The 18982-nt window shown below is 74.0% G+C and carries 17 protein-coding genes; all 17 read left to right on the forward strand.

Features of this window, described 5'->3' with window-relative positions; translation table 11 throughout:
- Window positions 1-98: 98 nt before the first annotated feature.
- A complete protein-coding gene (hisI, locus tag HUT06_RS16020) occupies window positions 99-485 on the forward strand; it encodes a phosphoribosyl-AMP cyclohydrolase (RefSeq protein WP_176196466.1) in 387 nt (128 codons plus the stop codon).
- Window positions 482-1081, forward strand: a complete 600-nt coding sequence (locus HUT06_RS16025; RefSeq protein ID WP_176196467.1) for a Trp biosynthesis-associated membrane protein — start codon at window positions 482-484, stop codon at window positions 1079-1081. The genes hisI and HUT06_RS16025 overlap by 4 nt, the downstream gene beginning before the upstream one ends.
- On the forward strand, window positions 1078-1752 hold the full coding sequence (locus HUT06_RS16030) for a response regulator transcription factor (protein ID WP_176196468.1): 675 nt from the start codon (window positions 1078-1080) through the stop codon (window positions 1750-1752). Before HUT06_RS16025 ends, HUT06_RS16030 begins: the two co-directional genes overlap by 4 nt.
- 93 nt (window positions 1753-1845) lie before the next feature.
- A complete protein-coding gene (locus HUT06_RS44570; RefSeq protein WP_254715207.1) occupies window positions 1846-2319 on the forward strand; it encodes a DUF2752 domain-containing protein in 474 nt (157 codons plus the stop codon).
- Between the two features lie 135 nt (window positions 2320-2454).
- A complete protein-coding gene (trpC, locus tag HUT06_RS16040; RefSeq protein ID WP_176196469.1) occupies window positions 2455-3261 on the forward strand; it encodes an indole-3-glycerol phosphate synthase TrpC in 807 nt (268 codons plus the stop codon).
- 129 nt (window positions 3262-3390) lie between these two features.
- Entirely contained in the window at window positions 3391-4626 is a 1236-nt protein-coding gene (trpB, locus tag HUT06_RS16045; RefSeq protein ID WP_176196470.1) for a tryptophan synthase subunit beta, read from the forward strand.
- The gene (trpA, locus tag HUT06_RS16050; protein WP_176196471.1) at window positions 4623-5435 is read left to right on the forward strand and encodes a tryptophan synthase subunit alpha; all 813 of its coding nucleotides are present in this window, start codon (window positions 4623-4625) and stop codon (window positions 5433-5435) included. Before trpB ends, trpA begins: the two co-directional genes overlap by 4 nt.
- 172 nt (window positions 5436-5607) lie before the next feature.
- Complete coding sequence (locus HUT06_RS16055; RefSeq protein WP_176196472.1) at window positions 5608-6099, forward strand: vitamin K epoxide reductase family protein; 492 nt, start codon at window positions 5608-5610, stop codon at window positions 6097-6099.
- 60 nt (window positions 6100-6159) lie between these two features.
- Window positions 6160-6936, forward strand: a complete 777-nt coding sequence (locus tag HUT06_RS16060) for a thioredoxin domain-containing protein (protein ID WP_176196473.1) — start codon at window positions 6160-6162, stop codon at window positions 6934-6936.
- Between the two features lie 80 nt (window positions 6937-7016).
- Window positions 7017-7841: a thioredoxin domain-containing protein gene (locus HUT06_RS16065; protein ID WP_254715208.1), complete on the forward strand. Its 825-nt coding sequence runs from the start codon at window positions 7017-7019 to the stop codon at window positions 7839-7841.
- Between the two features lie 78 nt (window positions 7842-7919).
- A complete protein-coding gene (lgt, locus tag HUT06_RS16070; protein WP_176196474.1) occupies window positions 7920-9173 on the forward strand; it encodes a prolipoprotein diacylglyceryl transferase in 1254 nt (417 codons plus the stop codon).
- Window positions 9174-9179: 6 nt separating this feature from the next.
- The gene (locus HUT06_RS16075) at window positions 9180-9917 is read left to right on the forward strand and encodes a VIT1/CCC1 transporter family protein (protein ID WP_254715209.1); all 738 of its coding nucleotides are present in this window, start codon (window positions 9180-9182) and stop codon (window positions 9915-9917) included.
- 69 nt (window positions 9918-9986) lie between these two features.
- On the forward strand, window positions 9987-10781 hold the full coding sequence (locus HUT06_RS16080) for a hypothetical protein (protein ID WP_176196475.1): 795 nt from the start codon (window positions 9987-9989) through the stop codon (window positions 10779-10781).
- A gap of 52 nt (window positions 10782-10833) precedes the next feature.
- A complete protein-coding gene (locus HUT06_RS16085) occupies window positions 10834-12051 on the forward strand; it encodes a hypothetical protein (protein WP_176196476.1) in 1218 nt (405 codons plus the stop codon).
- A gap of 363 nt (window positions 12052-12414) precedes the next feature.
- A complete protein-coding gene (gene gltB, locus HUT06_RS16090; protein WP_176196477.1) occupies window positions 12415-16986 on the forward strand; it encodes a glutamate synthase large subunit in 4572 nt (1523 codons plus the stop codon).
- A gap of 16 nt (window positions 16987-17002) precedes the next feature.
- Window positions 17003-18466 carry a glutamate synthase subunit beta gene (locus HUT06_RS16095; protein WP_176196478.1) on the forward strand — a complete coding sequence of 488 codons (1464 nt, stop codon included), beginning with the start codon at window positions 17003-17005 and terminating at the stop codon, window positions 18464-18466.
- A gap of 62 nt (window positions 18467-18528) precedes the next feature.
- Window positions 18529-18948, forward strand: coding sequence for a helix-turn-helix transcriptional regulator (locus HUT06_RS16100; protein WP_176196479.1), 420 nt, complete (start codon window positions 18529-18531; stop codon window positions 18946-18948).
- Window positions 18949-18982 lie beyond the last annotated feature (34 nt).

Genomic DNA, 18982 nt, shown 5'->3' on the forward strand with positions numbered 1-18982 from the left:
CGGGGCCCGTTCCCTCCGCCAGGGGAGCGGGCCCTTTCGTGTGCCGGGGAGCGGCGGCCGAGGTCGGCCTCCGGTACCGCTGCAATAAACTCTCGGTCATGTCCCCACGAGCGTCCAGCGACCTGGACCCGAAGATCGCCGCGCGGCTGAAGCGCGACCCGAACGGCCTCGTGCCCGCCATCGCCCAGCAGTACGACACCGGCGAGGTGCTCATGCTCGGCTGGATGGACGACGAGGCCCTGCACCGCACCCTCACCACGGGCCGCTGCACCTACTGGTCGCGCAGCCGGCAGGAGTACTGGGTGAAGGGCGAGAGCTCCGGGCACCAGCAGTGGGTCAAGTCCGTCGCGCTGGACTGCGACGCCGACGCCGTCCTGGTGAAGGTCGACCAGGTCGGCGCCGCCTGCCACACCGGCGACCGCACCTGCTGGGACGCCGACGCCCTTCCCGCCGTGGTCGGGGAGCGTCCTGACGGGGCGTCATGACGCCCGGGCGTGAACGCGGGCTGACGGCGCTGCTGTGCGCCGCAGGCGCGGGTCTCGCCCTGCTCGCCGCCGGGCGCACCTGGGCCACGGTCAAGGCCGAGCACGCCATCACCCCCTTCAGCCAGACGCTCACCGGCGGCGACCTCGGCGGCGCCGCGGGCGCGCTGGGCTGGGCCGGTCTCGCCGGGCTGGCCGCCCTGTTCGCCACCCGCGGCCGTGTGCGCGCGGGCATCGGCGTCCTCATCGCGCTATTCGGGGCGGGGATCGCCTACGCGTCGGCCGCCGCCGTCCAGCGGTCCAACGTGCTGTCCGCCGCCGGCGACAAGAGCGCCCTGCTGAAACTCGGCGCCGACCCCGTCCTCGACGTGAACCTGTGGTGGATGGCCTCGGTCACCGGGGGCGTGCTGCTCGCCGTCGCCGGCCTGGTCACGGCCGTGCGCGGCACCCGCTGGCCCGGCATGTCGTCCCGCTACGAGCGCGCCGGGACGCCCGGCCCCGCCGCGAAGGGCGCCGCCCCGGCGGACGACCCCTCCGCGATGTGGCGCTCCCTCGACCGCGGCGAGGACCCGACCGCCCGCCGGAACGGCCGGAGATGACCGGCGACGGGGGCGGGCTCGTGCTCGTCGTCGAGCACGACCCCGCCGTCGCCGAGCTGCAGCGCCGCTACCTGGCCCGGGAGGGCTTCGCCGTCGAGATCGAGGCCGACCCCGGGCGGGCGCCCGCCGCCGCCGAGCGCAGCCGCCCCGACGTCGTCGTCCTCGACCTGTCCACCGCGGCGCTGCCCGCCGACCTGTACCGGCGCACCGCCGCCGCGGCCTGCCCGGCGCCCGTCGTCGCCGTCACCGGCCCGCTCGACCCCGCGATCGCCCGCGCGCTCGGCGAGCACCGCGTCGACCGGCCGTTCGGCCCCCGCGTGCTCGTCGGCGCCGTCGCCGAGGCGCTGCGCCGCGGCGCCCCCGCCGGCGCCGGCGGCGAGCCGGGCCCGCTGCGGGCCGGCTCGGTCGCCCTCGACCGGCCGGGCCGGGCCGCCGTGGCCGGCGGCCGCCGCGTCGCCCTCACCGTCACCGAGTTCGACCTCCTCGAGTTCCTGATGGCCAACCCCGGCCGCGTCTTCACCCGCGAGCAGCTCCTCGACGCCGCGTGGGGCCCGGGCGCCGGCGCCGGGAGCCGCACGGTGGACGTCCACGTCGCCCAGCTCCGCGCCAAACTCGGCGGGGACAGCCCCATCCGGACCGTCCGCGGCGTCGGCTACGTCCTGGACGGCTGACGGCTGACGGCTGACGGCTGACGGCCGACTTGCCGCCCGGGCCGTCGGGCGGCCCGCACGGACGCTCGCTGGACGTCGCCTATCGTGGGCGTTGTGACTCGCGCACCCGTCCCTTCGCAGGAGCACGCGCACCCGTACGGGCCCGTACCGCACGCGCCGGGCCAGGGGCGGCTCAGAGCGCTCCTGCCGCAGGCGGCGGTCCTCGCCGGCGTCACCGCCGGCGCCCTGACCGTGGCGCTGCGCGGCGACCCCAACGAGGCCGGGCACTACCCCGGCTGCCCGTTCCTGGCGATGACCGGCTACTACTGCCCGGGCTGCGGGGCCACGCGCCTGGTCTACGCGCTCACCCACGGGGACGTGGGCACCGCCTTCGGGCTCAACCCGCTGCTGTTCGCGCTGCTGCCGGTCTTCGGCTACCTCTACGCGCGCTGGACGGTCCAGACCGCGCGCGGGCTGCCGATGCGGACCGTCCTGTTCAAGCCGCCGGTGGTGTACGCGTTCGTCGGGCTCCTGATCGTCTACTGGGTCGTCCGGAACCTGCCGTTCGCCGCGGCGCTGGCGCCGTGACCTGCGCGGGGCGGGCGCGTCCGGGGGCGCGGGAGGGCGGCCGGCGGCGGCCGGGGCCCGCCCGGGTGGGGGCCGCTCCGGCGGGGGCGGCTACGATCGGTGCACGGAACGACCTGAAATAGGGGGCCTGCGACCTTGAGCGTTTTGGACGAGATCATCGAGGGCGTCCGGGCCGATCTCGCCGACAGGCAGCGCGAGGTCCCGCTCGACGCCGTCAAGGAGAAGGCGGCCGCCGCCCCGGCCCCGCGCGACGCGCTCGCCGCGCTGCGCGGCCCGGGCGTCTCGGTCATCGCCGAGGTCAAGCGCAGCAGCCCGTCCAAGGGCGCGCTCGCCGCGATCGCCGACCCCGCCGCGCTCGCCCGCGACTACGAGGCCGGCGGCGCCAAGGTGATCAGCGTGCTGACCGAGCGGCGCCGGTTCGGCGGCAGCCTCGGCGACCTCGCCGACGTGCGCGCCAACGTCGACGTCTGCGTGCTGCGCAAGGACTTCATCGTCACCTCCTACCAGCTGTGGGAGGCGCGCGCCGCGGGCGCCGACATGGCGCTGCTGATCGTCGCCGCGCTGCCGCAGGACGCCCTGGTCTCGCTGATCGAGCGGGCCGAGTCCATCGGGCTGCTCCCGCTCGTCGAGGCGCACACCGAGGAGGAGGCGGCCCGCGCCGTGGAGGCCGGCGCCAAGGTCGTCGGCGTGAACGCCCGCGACCTGCGCACCCTCAAGGTCGACCGCGGCGTGTTCGCCCGCGTCGCGCCCACCCTGCCCAAGGACGTCGTGAAGATCGCCGAGTCCGGGGTGCGGGGCCCGCACGACCTGCTCGCCTACGCCTCCAGCGGCGCCGACGCCGTGCTGGTGGGGGAGAGCCTGGTCATCGGCCGCGACCCGCGCGCCGCCGTCGCCGACCTGGTCGCCGCCGGCGCCCACCCGGCGCTGCGGCAGAGCGGCTGAGCGGCGCGCGGCGGGCCGACTGGATAGGGTGGGGAACATGCAGGCCGAACCGCTCCGGGAGCGATGGCGGGGCCAGTCGAGCGTCCGCTGACCCCACTGGCCACTTCTCCACGACAGGACCGTTTACCCATGACCATGGACACCGCCGCGCGCGGTGCTGAAGCCGTACCCGACGCCACGGGCCACTTCGGCCGCTTCGGCGGCCGGTTCGCCCCCGAGGCGCTGATGGCGGCGCTGGACGAGCTGACCCGCGAGTTCGAGGCCGCCAAGCGGGACCCGGCCTTCACCGGCGAGCTCGACGACCTCCTCGCGAACTACGCGGGCCGTCCGAGCCTGCTGACCGAGGCGAAGCGCTTCTCCGCGCACGCGGGCGGCGCCCGGGTGCTGCTCAAGCGCGAGGACCTCAACCACACCGGCTCGCACAAGATCAACAATGTGCTGGGCCAGGCGCTGCTCACCCGCCGGATGGGCAAGTCCCGGGTCGTCGCCGAGACCGGCGCCGGGCAGCACGGCGTGGCCACCGCCACCGCGGCCGCGCTCCTCGGCCTGACCTGCACCGTCTACATGGGCGAGGTCGACACCGAGCGGCAGGCCCTCAACGTCGCCCGGATGCGGATGCTCGGCGCCGAGGTGATCCCGGTGAAGACCGGCAGCCGCACCCTCAAGGACGCCTGCAACGAGGCGTTCCGCGACTGGGTCGCCACCGTCGAGGACACCCACTACTGCATCGGCTCGACCATGGGCCCGCACCCGTACCCGATGATGGTCCGCGACCTGCAGCGCGTCATCGGCGTCGAGGCGCGGCGGCAGTGCCTCGACATGACCGGCGCCCTGCCGGACGCGGTCGTCGCCTGCGTCGGCGGCGGCTCCAACGCGATCGGCGCCTTCCACGCCTTCATCCCGGACGCGTCGGTCCGGCTGTACGGGTTCGAGGCGGGCGGCGACGGCGTCGCGTCCGGCAGGCACGCCGCGACGCTCGTCGGCGGCTCCCTCGGCGTCATCCACGGCATGCGGACCTACCTGCTGCAGGACGACGAGGGCCAGACCCTGGAGACCCACTCGATCTCCGCCGGGCTCGACTACCCGGGCGTCGGCCCCGAGCACTCGTGGCTGCGCGACACCGGCCGCGCCGAGTACCGGGAGATCACCGACGCGGAGGCGATGGACGCCTTCTCGCTGCTCTGCCGTACCGAGGGCATCATCCCGGCCATCGAGTCCGCGCACGCGCTCGCCGGCGCGCTCAAGGTCGGCGCGGAGCTCGGCCCGGACGCCGTGATCGTGGTCTGCCTGTCCGGCCGCGGCGACAAGGACATGCACACGGCCGCCTCCTACTTCGGCCTGATGCCCGAGGGGGAGAGCCAGTGAGCGTCCGGACCGCCTACGAGAAGGCCGGTGCCGAGGGGCGCGCCGCGCTCGTGGGGTACCTGCCCGCCGGGTTCCCCACCCGCGACGGCGCCATCGAGGCCATGAAGACCATGGTCGACGCGGGCTGCGACGCCATCGAAATCGGGCTGCCCTACAGCGACCCGCTGATGGACGGCCCCACCATCCAGGACGCCGTCCACCGGGCCCTCGTCGGCGGTGTCCGCATCGCCGACGTGTTCGCGACGGTCGAGGCCGTCGCGGCGACCGGCGTCCCGGTCCTCGTCATGACGTACTGGAACCCCGTCGACCGCTACGGCGTCGACCGGTTCGCGCGCGACCTCGCCGCCGCCGGCGGGGCCGGCCTGATCACCCCCGACCTCACGCCCGAGGAGGGCGGCGAGTGGCTGGAGGCGTCGGACGCGCACGGCCTCGACCGGGTGTTCCTCGTCGCGCTCAGCTCCACCGACGAGCGCATCGAGACGGTCACCGCGGCGTCCCGCGGCTTCGTGTACGCGGCCTCGCTGATGGGCGTCACCGGCGCCCGCTCGGCCCTGGACACCGGCGCCCCGCGGCTGGTGGAGCGCACCCGCGCGGCCATCGGCAGGAGCGGGACCGGGCTGCCGGTCGGGCTCGGGCTCGGCGTCGGCACCGGCGCGCAGGCCGCCGAGGTCGCCGGGTTCGCCGACGGGGTGATCGTCGGGTCGGCGTTCAGCCGCCGCATCCTGGACGCCCCCGACCTCGCCTCCGGCCTGGCCGGGGTCCGGTCGCTGACCGAGGAGCTCGCGGCGGGCGTCCGCGCCGCCCGCTGACCGCGTTCCGGACATGCCGGCGGTACCCGTGCGGACGGCGCAAAAGCCGTATCCGTGCGGGTCCCGCCGGTCGCCGGGAACTCGGCGCGGCCGCCGCCGAGTTCATGCTCGTAGTGGCGCCGCGCTCCCGTAGGGTGTGATCGCCGGAGGAGGCGGTCCCGGAAGGATCACGATGACGCAAGAGATGACGGCCAAGGGCCGGGCGGAGGCGGCACCGCCGCCGCTGCCCCCCGCGTGGTTCCAGGTCGCGGCCTGGCTGCTGACGCTCGGCGGCCTCGGGATCTCCGTCTACCTGACGATCACCCACTACGACGAGGGCGCGCTGGTCTGCTCCGCGTCCTCGACGATCGACTGCCACGCGGTCACCACGAGCGAGTACTCCACCCTGGCCGGCATCCCCATGCCGCTGCTGGGCCTGGCGTTCTTCGTCGGGTTCTGCGCGCTGCTGACCCCCTGGGCGCTGCGCTCGACGTGGCCGCCGCTGCGCTGGGCCCGGGTGGCCGGCGTCTCCGTCGGCGTGCTGATGGTCGTCTACCTCGTCACCGTCGAGTTGGCGGTCCTGCACAAGATCTGCCTGTGGTGCACCGGGGTCCACGTCATCACCGTCCTGCTGTTCCTCCTCGTCCTGGCCGATGAATTCCGACGGATCGGTCAAGTCGACTAATCTCGCCGTAACCGCGCCGCACCGACGGCGGCGCCGGGTCCCGCACGCATAGGAGAACCAATGAGCAAGGCCGCACGAGAGCGGTCCGCGAGGGAGCGCCTGGCCGCCGAGCGCAAGCGGCAGGCGGCGCGGAACAAGCAGCGGCGGCTGCTCGCTATCGTCCTCGGATCGGTGGTGGCGGTGGCGCTCGTCGTGGTCGCCGCCGTCCTCATCGTCGACCAGAAGAACAAGAACGGCCGCGCCGAGGCCCACCAGGGCCCCCTCGCGCCCGTCAGCCGGCAGGCCGACGGGTCCATCGTGATGGCCAAGGCCGGCGTCACCAAGCCGGAGCTGGAGATCTTCGAGGACTTCCAGTGCCCGATCTGCAAGCAGTTCGAGGAGGCGACCGGCAAGACCGTCCAGCAGCTCGCGCTGGAGGGCAAGGTCAAGGTCGTCTACCGGCCGTTCCACCTGTTCGGCCAGCAGAAGGACCCCGTCCGGATCAACTCGCTGCGCTCGGCCGAGGCGGCGCTGTGCGTCCCGGCCGACAAGTGGGTCTCCTACCATGACGCGCTCTTCAAGTTCCAGCCCGCCGAGGGCTCCAAGGGCTTCTCGCCCGACGACCTCGTGAAGTGGGGCAAGGACGTCGGCGTCACCGACCCGAACTTCGAGAAGTGCGTCCGGGACGAGCAGAAGAAGAGCACGGTCGACGCGATGACCAAGTACGCGCTGCAGGACCGCGGCGTCGACGGCACGCCGACGGTCTTCCTGAACGGCCAGAAGCTCGACACCGCCCAGGTCATGAACCCCGCGGGCCTGCGCGCCGTGATCGACGCCGCCGGCGCCGCCGGGAAGTGACCTCTCCCGGCCCGCACGGCGCTTCCTGAGGACGCCCGCCGCCCCCGCCGCTACGCTCGGGACAGCCAGGAGCACGCACAGTGGCGATCGGGGGATCGATGAGCGAGCAGGGCAGCGGAGGGTCCGCGCGGCGGCGCCTCGCGGACGAGCGGGCACGGGCGGCGGCCCGGGGACGGCGGCGGCGCGCGCTGGTGGTCGTCCTCGGGGCCGTCGCGGCCGCGGCGGTGGCGGTCGTGGTGGTCGTGGTGGTCGTGTCCCGAGACGGGGGCGGGCCCTCGGTCGACGACTACAAGGGCGCGCTCGCCCCCGCGACCCGGCAGCAGGACGGCTCGGTCGCGATGGCGAAGCCGGGCGTGAACGCGCCCGTCCTCGACGTCTGGGAGGACTTCCAGTGCCCCGCCTGCAAGGGGATGGAGGCGCGGCTCGGCGGGACGATGAAGCAGCTCGCCGCCGAGGGCAGGCTGAAGGTGGTGTACCGGCCGTTCCAGCTGTTCCAGCAGGAGCCGCTGATGGGCAACTCGCGGCGGGCCGCGAACGCCGCCGCCTGCATGCCCGCCGACCACTGGGTGAAGTACCACGACCGGCTCTACGCAGAGCAGCCCGAGGAGGGCACGAAGGGGTACCCGCCGAAGGACCTCATCGCCTGGGCGGCCGACCTCGGGGTGCGCGACCCGTCCTTCGCCGACTGCGTCAACGGGGAGCAGCAGATGAAGACCGTGAACCAGGCCAGCGCCCTGGCCGGGAAGTCGGGCGTGGACGCCACCCCGTACCTGGCGCTGAACGGCAAGAAGGTCGGCGACGACGTCCTCGGCTCGGCCGACGAGCTGCGCGAGGCGGTCGCGAAGGCGGCCGGCAGCGCGCCCGCGCCGGGCGGCGCGCCGTCGAGCCGGACGGCCGCGTCGTGACGGCGGGAGCACCGCGGTGACGGGGAGGGCGGCGGAGAGGGCGCGCGGCGCGCCCGGAAGGAGGTAGGTTCAACGGTCATGCACCAGCTCGCCTCCATCCCGAGTCCCTCGCAGGGCGTCTGGGAGCTCGGGCCAGTCCCGATCCGCGCCTACGCCCTCATGATCATCCTTGGCATCGTCGCCGCGGTCTGGCTGGGCGAGCGGCGCTGGGCCGCCAAGGGCGGCGCCCCCGGCGTGATCGTCGACGTGGCCGTGTGGGCGGTGCCGTTCGGCCTGGTCGGCGGCCGGCTCTACCACGTGATCACCGACTACCAGCGGTACTTCGGGGAGGACGGCGACCCCGTCCGGGCGCTGGAGATCTGGAAGGGCGGCCTCGGCATCTGGGGCGCCATCGCGCTCGGCGCGGTCGGCGCGGTCATCGGCTGCCGGCGGCGCGGGATCTCGGTGCTGGCGCTCGCCGACGCGGTGGCGCCCGGCATCGCGCTGGCGCAGGCGATCGGCCGCTGGGGCAACTACTGGAACCAGGAGCTGTACGGCCGTCCGCTGGACGCCTTCTGGGCGCTGGAGATCGACGAGAACCACCGCCCGATGCTGGACGGGGGGCCCGCCCTCGATCCCAAGTACGCCGACGTCGCGACCTACCACCCGACGTTCCTGTACGAGTTCCTGTGGTGCGTCGGCGTCGCGGTCCTCGTCATCTGGGCCGACCGCCGCTACAAGCTCACCCACGGCCGCGCGTTCGCCCTGTACGTCGCCGCCTACACGCTCGGGCGCGGCTGGATCGAGGCGCTGCGCATCGACGACGCCCACCACATCCTCGGCCTGCGGCTGAACGACTGGACGTCGATCATCCTGTTCGTCGGCGCGGTCGCCTACCTGTACCTGGCCCGCGGCCGCACCGGCCCCGAGAACGTCGGCGCCGTCCCCGCCACCGCCGGGGGCGCGCCGGAGCCGGCGGGCACGCCCGCGGCGGCGGAGAAGGCCGCGCCGGCGGCCGAGCCGGAGCCCGCCGAGGAGCCCGAGGCGGAGGCGAAGGCCGAACCCGCCGCCGAATCCGCGGATGACGCCGGGGAGGACGCCGGGAAGGGCGCTGAGCCGGACGCTGAGGCCGCGGCCGAAACGGAGGCGCGTTCCGAGGAGGACGCCCCCGCGGACACGCCCGAGAAGGCCCCTGAGGACGCCGTCGACACCGGCCCCGGCACCGACCCCGAACCCGAGGCTGAGGCCGACCCCGCCCCCGAGCCCGCGGCGGAGATCGCGGACAATGAGGACGACGGTGCCGCCGAGTCCGCCGGGGCGGAGAAGGGAGAGCCCGTCCGGGACGGGAAGTAGGGGGCGATGGCGGACGCGGGGGAGACGACCGGCCGCAGGGGCGGGGTGATGCCCGAGCGGCACCACCAGCACCGCGACGTGACCGGGGGCTGGCTGCGGCCGGCGGTGTTCGGCGCGATGGACGGCCTGGTGTCCAACTTCGCGCTGATCGCGGGCGTCGCGGGCGGCCAGGTGGACCGGAAGGTCGTGCTGCTGGCCGGCCTCGCCGGCCTGGCGGCGGGCGCGTTCTCGATGGCGGCGGGGGAGTACATCTCCGTCGCCTCCCAGTCGGAGCTGGCCGAGGCGGAGATCGAGGTCGAGCGGCTGGAGCTCGCCCGCCACCCGGTCGCCGAGGAGCGCGAGCTCGCCGAGGTCTTCGAGGCCCGCGGCGTCGACCCGGAGACCGCCGCGGAGGTCGCCCGGCAGCTGTCGCGCGACCCCGACGAGGCGCTGGAGGTGCACACCCGGGAGGAGCTCGGGGTGACCCCCGGCGACCTGCCGTCGCCGGTGCTGGCGGCGGGCTCGTCGTTCCTGTCGTTCGCGATCGGCGCGGTGCTGCCGGTGCTGCCGTACCTGCTGGGCGCCACCTCGCTGTGGCCCGCGGCGATCGTTGCGGCCCTCGGCCTGTTCCTGGCCGGGGCGCTGGTGTCGCGGATCACCGCCCGGCCGTGGTGGTTCGGCGGGACGCGGCAGCTGCTGTTCGGCGCCGCCGCCGCGGGCATCACCTACGCCGTCGGCGCGCTGATCGGGACCAACGGCCTGTAGCTCCAAGGAATCTGGACGAAAAGCCCTTTTGGCCCCGCGGGGGCCGCCCGGACCGCTAAGCTCCGGGGCGTGATCGAGGCTCGTGACACGGGTTCCGCCGAGGCCGCCCAGCAGGGCGGCGGGCGGGACTTCTGGCCGGAGGACAAGCCCGGCCGCAAGCTCCCCAGTCCGAAGCTGCTCTTCGGCGGTGCCGCCGCGCTGGTCGCGGTGATCGTCGCCGCGGTGGCGGTGGTCCTGCTGACCGGGGGCGGCGGTGAGGAGGCCGCGCCGAAGACGGCGGTGCCGACCGCCTACACGCCGGACTACCTGGGCGAGGGCTTCAGCCAGATCGCGTCCCGCACCGCCGACAAGCGGGCGGTCACCGAGGGCGAGGCGTTCGGCGCCAAGGCCCTCAAGAACGGCGCCTACTCGTTCGCGCTGGCCTCCTCCAAGCTGTCCGCCGACTGCAAGGACGGCACCTGGGGCTCCCGGCTGCAGGCCGACCTCGCCAAGCACGGCTGCAGCCAGCTCGCCCGCGCCGCCTACGTGAGCGCCGACAAGAAGCACGTCGGCCAGTTCATCGTGCTGAACATGGAGACCGAGGACGGCGTCAAGCAGATCCTGCGCGACCTGGACCCGGCGACCGGCGCCGGCTGGATCACGCCGCTGAAGGCCGCGGGCGTCCCGGCGTTCGGGTCCGGGTTCAGCGCCGCCTACGCCAAGACCTACGGCCACTACGCCGTGCTCACATGGGTGCAGCGGGCCGGCGGCGCGCAGCCCGCCTCGCTCAACGAGATGATCGATGTGAGCCTGGTCATCGAGAACGCCGCCGACTTCCTCTACGGGCGGCTCGACCTGGCCTCCGCCGGAAGGCCCGGGCAGTGACCGGCCCGCACGCGGGCGTGTCACCGGCCGGCGGGCAGTAGTCTGCGCGCTCGTGGACCCCGATGAACCCCGCCGCGGCGGACGCGGCCGAGCGCCGGTGAGCCGGCAGCAGGGCCGCGGCCGCCCCGGCCCGCGCAGGACGGCGCCCGCCCGCATGGGCGGCCCGCGCCGCGGCGGCCCGTCGCCCCGGCCGGCCCCGCGCCGCGAGCGCCCCGTCCCGCCTCCCGCACCGTCCTACGACGACGCGCCGCCGCCCCATGCCGAGGCGCCGTACGAGCCGGCCCCCTACGCGGAGCCCGCCTACGACGAGCGGCATGACGAGCGGTACGACGAGGAGTACGGGGAGCCGTACGAGGCCGTCCCGGCTCCCCGCTCCGGCGGGCGCAAGCCGAAGCGGTCCGGCAAGGCGAAGCGGCAGGACCGCCCCGGCCGACCCGATCGGTCCAAGCAGGCCAGGAGGCCGAAACGGCCGAAGCGGCCCGACCAGGAGGGCGAACCGGCCGGCTCGGGAGGGCTCGCCGGCCTCGTCGCCGGGCTCGGCCCGCGGCTGTACTTCGGCGCCGCCGCCGCGCTCGGCGTGCTCGTGCTGATCGGGCTCGCCGCGGTCGTCGTGTTCCGCGACGGGAACGGTCCCGCGGCGGGCAGCGCGGCGAACGCCAAGATCGGGAAGCCGGCGGGGAACGGGCCGTCCCCGACCTCCTACTCCAGCTCCCCCTCGACGTCGGCGTACGGCGGGATCGCCGCCCGCGGGTCCGACCCCGAGCCGCTGACGGCCGCGGAGGCGTTCCCGCCGGAGGCGGCGACGCTGGCCGTCCCGGACGGCGAGGTGAAGGTGAAGCTGCGCGCCAAGCGGCTGGACGCCGACTGCGCCGCCGCCGTGTGGGGCGGCAGCGTGGGCGCCGAGCTGGGCAGGGGCGGCTGCACGCAGGCGGCGCGGGCCGTCTACTCCGACCCGAAGCGCGGCTACGGGCTGGCCGTCGCGGTGTTCAACCTGAACGGCTCGGCGGACGCGGACCGGTTCGTCGCCCGGCTGGAGCACACGATCGGCGCCGGCTTCGTCCGGCCGCTGGAGGCCCCCGAGCCGCTGGACGACTTCGGCCGCGGCTTCGGCATGGCGCGCGGCCTCGCCATGGGCCACTTCGCCGTGGTCTCGTGGGCGGCGCGGCTGGACGGCAAGGGCACCGCGACCGACGAGACGCTGCTGTCGCTGCTGATCGAGGGCGGCAAGTCCCCGGCGGTGCTCGGCCGCGCCGCCCGCGCCTCCGAGTAGCCCGCCTCCGGGCAGCCCGCCTCCGGGCAGCCCGCGTCCGGGCAGCCCGCGTCCGGCGCCGCCACGGAGCCCCGGACGGCGGAAATTTTCGGTAGATCGCCGGAATATCCGGGTAAACGTGCCGGTTCGGTGATGATGCTCACCCAGGTCAGCGCGGTGCCCGGCCCGAGCCCGGCACTAGCCTTGGTCTAAACCACTCCGAGATGGCATGCGGTCGGATCGCCGCGGGGAAGTTTCGCGATCCGGTGCAGTCGGGCATGTTCCCGACAGTGATGTAATGTCATCTCACCGCAGCAGGGCCAACGTCGTCCCACGACTGCACTGACACCGAAGCAGTGACACGAGACGACGACGGGAGGGTTGATGGCCTCAGCTGCCTTCACACCTGCTGCCCGCGTACAGGGCCGCCCCGATGCCCAGGGGCTGTACGACCCGGCGAACGAGCACGACGCCTGCGGCGTCGGCATGGTCGCCGACATGCACGGCCGCAAGAGCCACGAGATCGTCGAGAACGCCCTGACCGTGCTGAAGAACCTCGACCACCGCGGTGCGGTGGGCGCGGAGCCGGACGACGGCGACGGCGTCGGCATCCTCGTCCAGCTCCCGGACGCGTTCTTCCGCGAGGTCTGCGGCTTCCCGCTGCCCGCGGCCGGCGCCTACGCGGCCGGCATCGCCTTCCTCCCGGCGGACGGCGGCGAGCGCGCGGCGGCGGTCGCGCACATCGAGACGCTGTGCGTCGAGGAGGGCCTGACGGTCCTCGGCTGGCGCGAGCTGCCGCACGACCCCGACTTCACGGGCCCGGCCGCGCGGCGCGTCATGCCGCACTTCGCGCAGCTGTTCGTCTCCGCCGCCGCCGGCGGGCCGCACGCGGGCAAGACCGGCCTGGAGCTGGACCGCGCCGTGTTCTGCATGCGCGAGCGCGCCGAGCAGGACGTCCGCGTGTACTTCCCGAGCCTGTCCAGCCGCACGATCGTCTACAAGGGGATGCTGACGACCCCGCAGCTGGAGCCGTTCTTCCCCGACCTGTCGGACCGCCGCTTCACCAGCGCGATCGCCCTGGTGCACTCGCGGTTCTCGACCAACACGTTCCCCGCCTGGGAGCTGGCCCACCCGTACCGGTTCATCGCCCACAACGGCGAGATCAACACGGTGAAGGGCAACCGGAACTGGATGCGGGCCCGCGAGGCGCTGCTGAAGTCCGACCTGCTGCCCGGCGACCTGTCCCGGATCTTCCCGGTGATCGACATCGAGGCGTCCGACACCGCCTCGTTCGACGAGTGCCTGGAGCTGCTGCACCTCGGCGGCCGGTCGCTGCCGCACGCGGTGCTGATGATGATCCCGGAGGCGTGGGAGAACCACACCGAGATGGACCCGGCCCGCCGGGCCTTCTACGAGTTCCACTCCACGCTGATGGAGGCCTGGGACGGCCCCGCCAGCGTCAGCTTCACCGACGGGACCGTGGTCGGCGCCGTCCTGGACCGCAACGGGCTGCGCCCCGGCCGGTACTGGGTGACCGACGACGGCCTGGTCGTGCTGGCCAGCGAGGCCGGCGTGCTCGACATCCCGGCGAGCAAGGTCGTCCGCAAGGGCCGGCTCCAGCCCGGCAAGATCTTCCTCGTGGACACCGCCGCCGGGCGGATCGTCGAGGACGACGAGGTCAAGGCCGAGCTGGCCGCCGAGCACCCGTACGGCGAATGGCTGCACGAGGGCCTCGTCCGGTTCGAGGAGCTGCCGCAGCGCGAGCGGGAGATCCCGACGCACGAGACGCTGGTCCGGCGGCAGCAGACGTTCGGCTACACCCTCGAAGAGCAGCGGATCATCCTGACGCCGATGGCGAGGACGGGCGCCGAGCCGATCGGGTCGATGGGCACCGACACCCCGATCGCGGTCCTGTCGGAGCGGCCGCGGCTGCTGTTCGACTACTTCAAGCAGCTGTTCGCGCAGGTCACGAACCCGCCGCTGGACGCGATCCGCGAGGAGCTCGTCACCTCGCTGCAGTCCACGCTCGGCCCGGAGGGCAACCTGCTGGAGCCCGGCCCGGACTCGTGCCGCCGGCTCGTGCTCCCCACCCCGATCCTGGACAACGACGAGCTGTCCAAGATCATCCACATCGACGACGAGGGGTCGCTGCCGCACCTGCAGGCCCACGTCGTGCAGGGCCTGTACGAGGTCGCCGGCGGCGGAGAGGCCCTGGAGGCCCGCCTGGAGGAGATCAACTCCGAGGTGAGCCGCGCCATCGCGGCCGGCGCCCGCATCATCGTGCTGTCGGACCGCGGCGCCGACTCCGCCCGCGCCGCGATCCCGTCGCTGCTGCTCACCGGCTCGGTCCACCACCACCTGATCCGGGAGAAGACCCGCACCCGGACCGGCCTGGTGATCGAGACGGGCGAGGCCCGCGAGTGCCACCACATGGCGCTGCTCATCGGGTACGGCGCGTCCGCGATCAACCCGTACCTGGCGATCGAGACCGTCGAGGACCTGGTCCGCGGCGGGGCGATCGAGGGCCTGGAGCCGGCGAAGGCCGTCCGGAACCTGGTGAAGGCGTACGGCAAGGGCGTCCTGAAGGTCATGTCGAAGATGGGCGTGTCCACGGTCGCGTCCTACACCGGCGCGCAGATCTTCGAGGCGATCGGCCTCGGCGAGGACGTCGTGGCGCGCTGCTTCACCGGCACCACGTCCCGGCTCGGCGGCGTCGGGTTCGGGGTGCTGGCCCGGGAGGTCGCGCAGCGGCACGCCCGCGCCTACCCGCCGGGCGGCAACGACCTCGCGCACCGCACCCTGGAGGTCGGCGGCGAGTACCAGTGGCGCCGCGAGGGCGAGCCGCACCTGTTCAACCCGGACACGGTGTTCAAGCTCCAGCACGCCACCCGGACCCGCCGCTACGAGATCTTCAAGGAGTACACCGCCAAGGTCGACGCGCAGGCCGAGAAGCTGATGACGCTGCGCGGGCTGTTCCGGCTCAAGGAGGGCGAGCGGGAGCCGGTGCCGATCGAGGAGGTCGAGCCGGTCGCGGAGATCGTCAAGCGGTTCTCCACCGGCGCGATGTCGTACGGGTCCATCTCCGCGGAGGCGCACGAGACCCTCGCGATCGCGATGAACCGGCTCGGCGGCAAGTCCAACACCGGCGAGGGCGGCGAGGACCCGGCGCGCTTCACCCCGGACGAGAACGGCGACCTGCGGCGCAGTGCCATCAAGCAGGTCGCGTCCGGCCGGTTCGGCGTGACCTCGGAGTACCTCACCAACGCCGACGACATCCAGATCAAGATGGCGCAGGGCGCCAAGCCCGGCGAGGGCGGGCAGCTGCCCGGCCACAAGGTCTACCCGTGGATCGCCAAGACCCGGCACTCCACCCCGGGCGTCGGCCTCATCTCGCCGCCGCCGCACCACGACATCTACTCGATCGAGGACCTGGCGCAGCTCATCCACGACCTGAAGAACGCCAACCCGGCGGCGCGCGTGCACGTCAAGCTCGTCGCCGAGGTCGGGGTCGGCACGGTCGCGGCCGGGGTGTCCAAGGCGCACGCCGACGTGGTGCTGATCTCCGGGCACGACGGCGGCACCGGCGCGTCCCCGCTGACGTCGCTCAAGCACGCCGGCGCCCCCTGGGAGCTCGGCCTCGCCGAGACGCAGCAGACGCTGCTGCTGAACGGCCTGCGCGACCGCATCGTCGTGCAGACCGACGGGCAGATGAAGACCGGCCGGGACGTGGTCATCGCCGCGCTCCTCGGCGCCGAGGAGTACGGCTTCGCGACCGCGCCGCTGGTGGTGTCGGGCTGCATCATGATGCGGGTCTGCCACCTGGACACCTGCCCCGTCGGCGTCGCCACGCAGAACCCCGTGCTGCGGCAGCGGTTCTCCGGCAAGCCCGAGTTCGTGGTGAACTTCTTCGAGTTCGTCGCAGAGGAGGTCCGCGAGTACCTGGCGGCCCTCGGGTTCCGCTCGCTGGACGAGGCGATCGGGCAGGTCGACACGATCGACATGCGCGAGGCCGTCGACCACTGGAAGGCCTCCGGCCTGGACCTGACCCCGATCCTGCACACCCCCGAGGTCGCGGACGGCGCGTCGCTGCGCCGCACCGCCGTGCAGGACCACGGGCTGGAGAAGGCGCTCGACAACACCCTGATCCAGCTCGCCGAGGGCGCGCTCTCGTTCGGCGACCCGGTCAAGCTGGAACTGCCGATCCGCAACGTCAACCGGACGGTCGGCACCATGCTCGGCCACGAGCTGACCAAGAAGTGGGGCGGCGCGGGCCTGCCCGACGGGACGATCGACGTCACCTTCACCGGGTCGGCGGGCAACTCGTTCGGCGCGTTCGCGCCCCGCGGCATCACGCTGCGGCTCGTCGGCGACGCCAACGACTACGTCGGCAAGGGCCTGTCCGGCGGGCGGCTCACGCTGGCGCCGCCGGCGGACGCCGGGTTCGCGGCCGAGGAGCAGATCATCGGCGGCAACGTCATCCTGTACGGCGCGACGTCCGGCGAGCTGTTCGCCCGCGGCGTCGTCGGGGAGCGGTTCTGCGTCCGCAACTCCGGCGCCACCGCCGTCGTCGAGGGCGTCGGCGACCACGCCTGCGAGTACATGACCGGGGGCCGCGCGGTGATCCTCGGCCGGACCGGGCGCAACCTCGCGGCCGGCATGTCCGGCGGCATCGCCTACGTCCTGGACCTGGTGCCCGAGCGGGTCAACGGCGAGATGGTCGACCTGGAGCCGCTCGACGCCGCCGACGCGGAGTCCGTCCGGACGCTGGTGGAGCGGCACCTGGCCGAGACCGGCTCCGCCGTCGCCCGGCGGCTGCTGGACGGCTGGGACGCCGCCGCCGCCCGCTTCACCAAGATCATGCCGCGCGACTACCGGCGCGTCCTGGACGCCATGGCCAAGGCCGAGGCCGAGGGCCGCGACGTCGACGAGGCCGTCATGTCCGCGGCGCAGAGCTGAGAGAGGGGGACTCCACATGGCTGACCCGAAGGGTTTCCTGACCGTCCGGCGGGAGCTCCCGAAGCGCCGCCCGGTCGACGTGCGGATCAAGAGCTGGTCGGAGGTCTACGAGGACTTCGGCACCGACCGCCTGGAGAAGCAGGCGAGCCGCTGCATGGACTGCGGCATCCCGTTCTGCCACCAGGGCTGCCCCCTCGGCAACCTGATCCCCGAGTGGAACGACCTCGTCTACCGCAAGGACTGGCGGGAGGCGGTCGAGCGGCTGCACGCCACCAACAACTTCCCCGAGTTCACCGGGCGGCTGTGCCCGGCCCCGTGCGAGAGCGCCTGCGTCCTCGGCATCAACCAGGACCCGGTGACGATCAAGCGGGTCGAGGTCGAGATCATCGACCGGGCGTTCGCGGAGGGCTGGGTGCGCCCGCAGCCGCCCGCCGTGAAGACCGGGAAGACGGTCGCGGTCGTCGGCTCCGGGCCCGCGGGCCTCGCCGCCGCGCAGCAGCTCACCCGCGCCGGCCACGACGTCACGGTGTACGAGCGCGCCGACCGGATCGGCGGCCTGCTGCGTTACGGCATCCCCGAGTTCAAGATGGAGAAGCGGCACCTCGACCGGCGCCTCGCCCAGATGCGCGCCGAAGGCACCGCCTTCAAGACCTCGGTGAACGTCGGCGTCGACGTGACCGCCGACGAGCTGCGCGGGCGCTACGACGCCGTCGTGCTCGCGGGCGGCGCCACCGCCTGGCGCGACCTGCCCGTCCCCGGACGCGAGCTCAAGGGCGTCTACCAGGCGATGGAGTACCTGCCGCCGTCCAACAAGGCGCAGGAGGGCGACTACGACGAGTCGCCGATCTCCGCCAAGGGCAAGCACGTCGTGGTCATCGGCGGCGGCGACACCGGCGCCGACTGCATCGGCACCGCGATCCGGCAGGGCGCCGCGTCCGTCACGCAGCTGGAGATCATGCCGCGGCCCCCGGAGTCCCGCCCGGGCGCCCAGCCGTGGCCGACCTACCCGATGCTGTTCAAGGTGGAGAGCGCCCACGAGGAGCTGGCCGGCCTCGGCGGCGACCGCGTGTACGCCGTGTCCACCACCGAGTTCACCGGCGACGGCGACGGCAACGTCCGCGCGCTGAAGCTGGTGGAGGTCGGCGGCCCCGACACCCGGTTCGCGCCGGTCGAGGGCACCGAGCGGGAGATCCCCGCCGAGCTGGTCACGCTCGCCATGGGCTTCCTCGGCCCGCAGCGCGAGGGCCTGCTGGAGCAGCTGGGCGTGGAGCTCGACCAGCGCGGCAACGTGGTCCGCGACGGCGACTACAGGACGTCCGTGGACGGTGTGTACGCCGCGGGCGACATGGGCCGCGGCCAGTCCCTGATCGTCTGGGCGATCGCCGAGGGACGCGCCGCCGCGCACGGCGTCGACGCCCACCTCACCGGCCGGACCGACCTGCCGTACCCGATCCCGCCGACGGCGCGCCCGATCGCCTGAGCGCACGGCACGAAGGCCCTGGAGGGACGCCCCTCCAGGGCCTTCGTGCGAGCATGGGGAGCATGCAGAACACGGCATCCGTGCTGGACACCGGCGTGCTGCGGCGGATGCGGATCGCCCGGGACGCCATGGACCGCGAATGGGCCGAACCCCTCGACGTCGCCGCCGTCGCCGCCCGCGCCGGCTACTCCCGCTACCACTTCGTCCGGCTGTTCGGCGAGGTCTACGGCGAGACCCCCGGCGCCTACCTCGCCCGCCGCCGCGTCGAACGCGCCCAGGACCTGCTGCGCACCGCCAACCTCACCGTCACCGAGATCTGCATGCTGGTCGGCTTCACGAGCCTCGGCACGTTCTGCACCCGCTTCAAGCAGCAGACCGGCATGACGCCGACCGAGTTCCGCCGCCGCGCCCGCACCGGCGGCGCCGCCGCGATCCCCGGCTGCCACGTGCTGCTCTGGGCGGGCGGCTTCCGCGGGCGCTGAGCAACTTTCGAGAAGGCCGCCCGCCTCCCGGCCG

The organism is Actinomadura sp. NAK00032 (assembly GCF_013364275.1).
Taxonomy (GTDB): Bacteria; Actinomycetota; Actinomycetes; order Streptosporangiales; family Streptosporangiaceae; genus Spirillospora.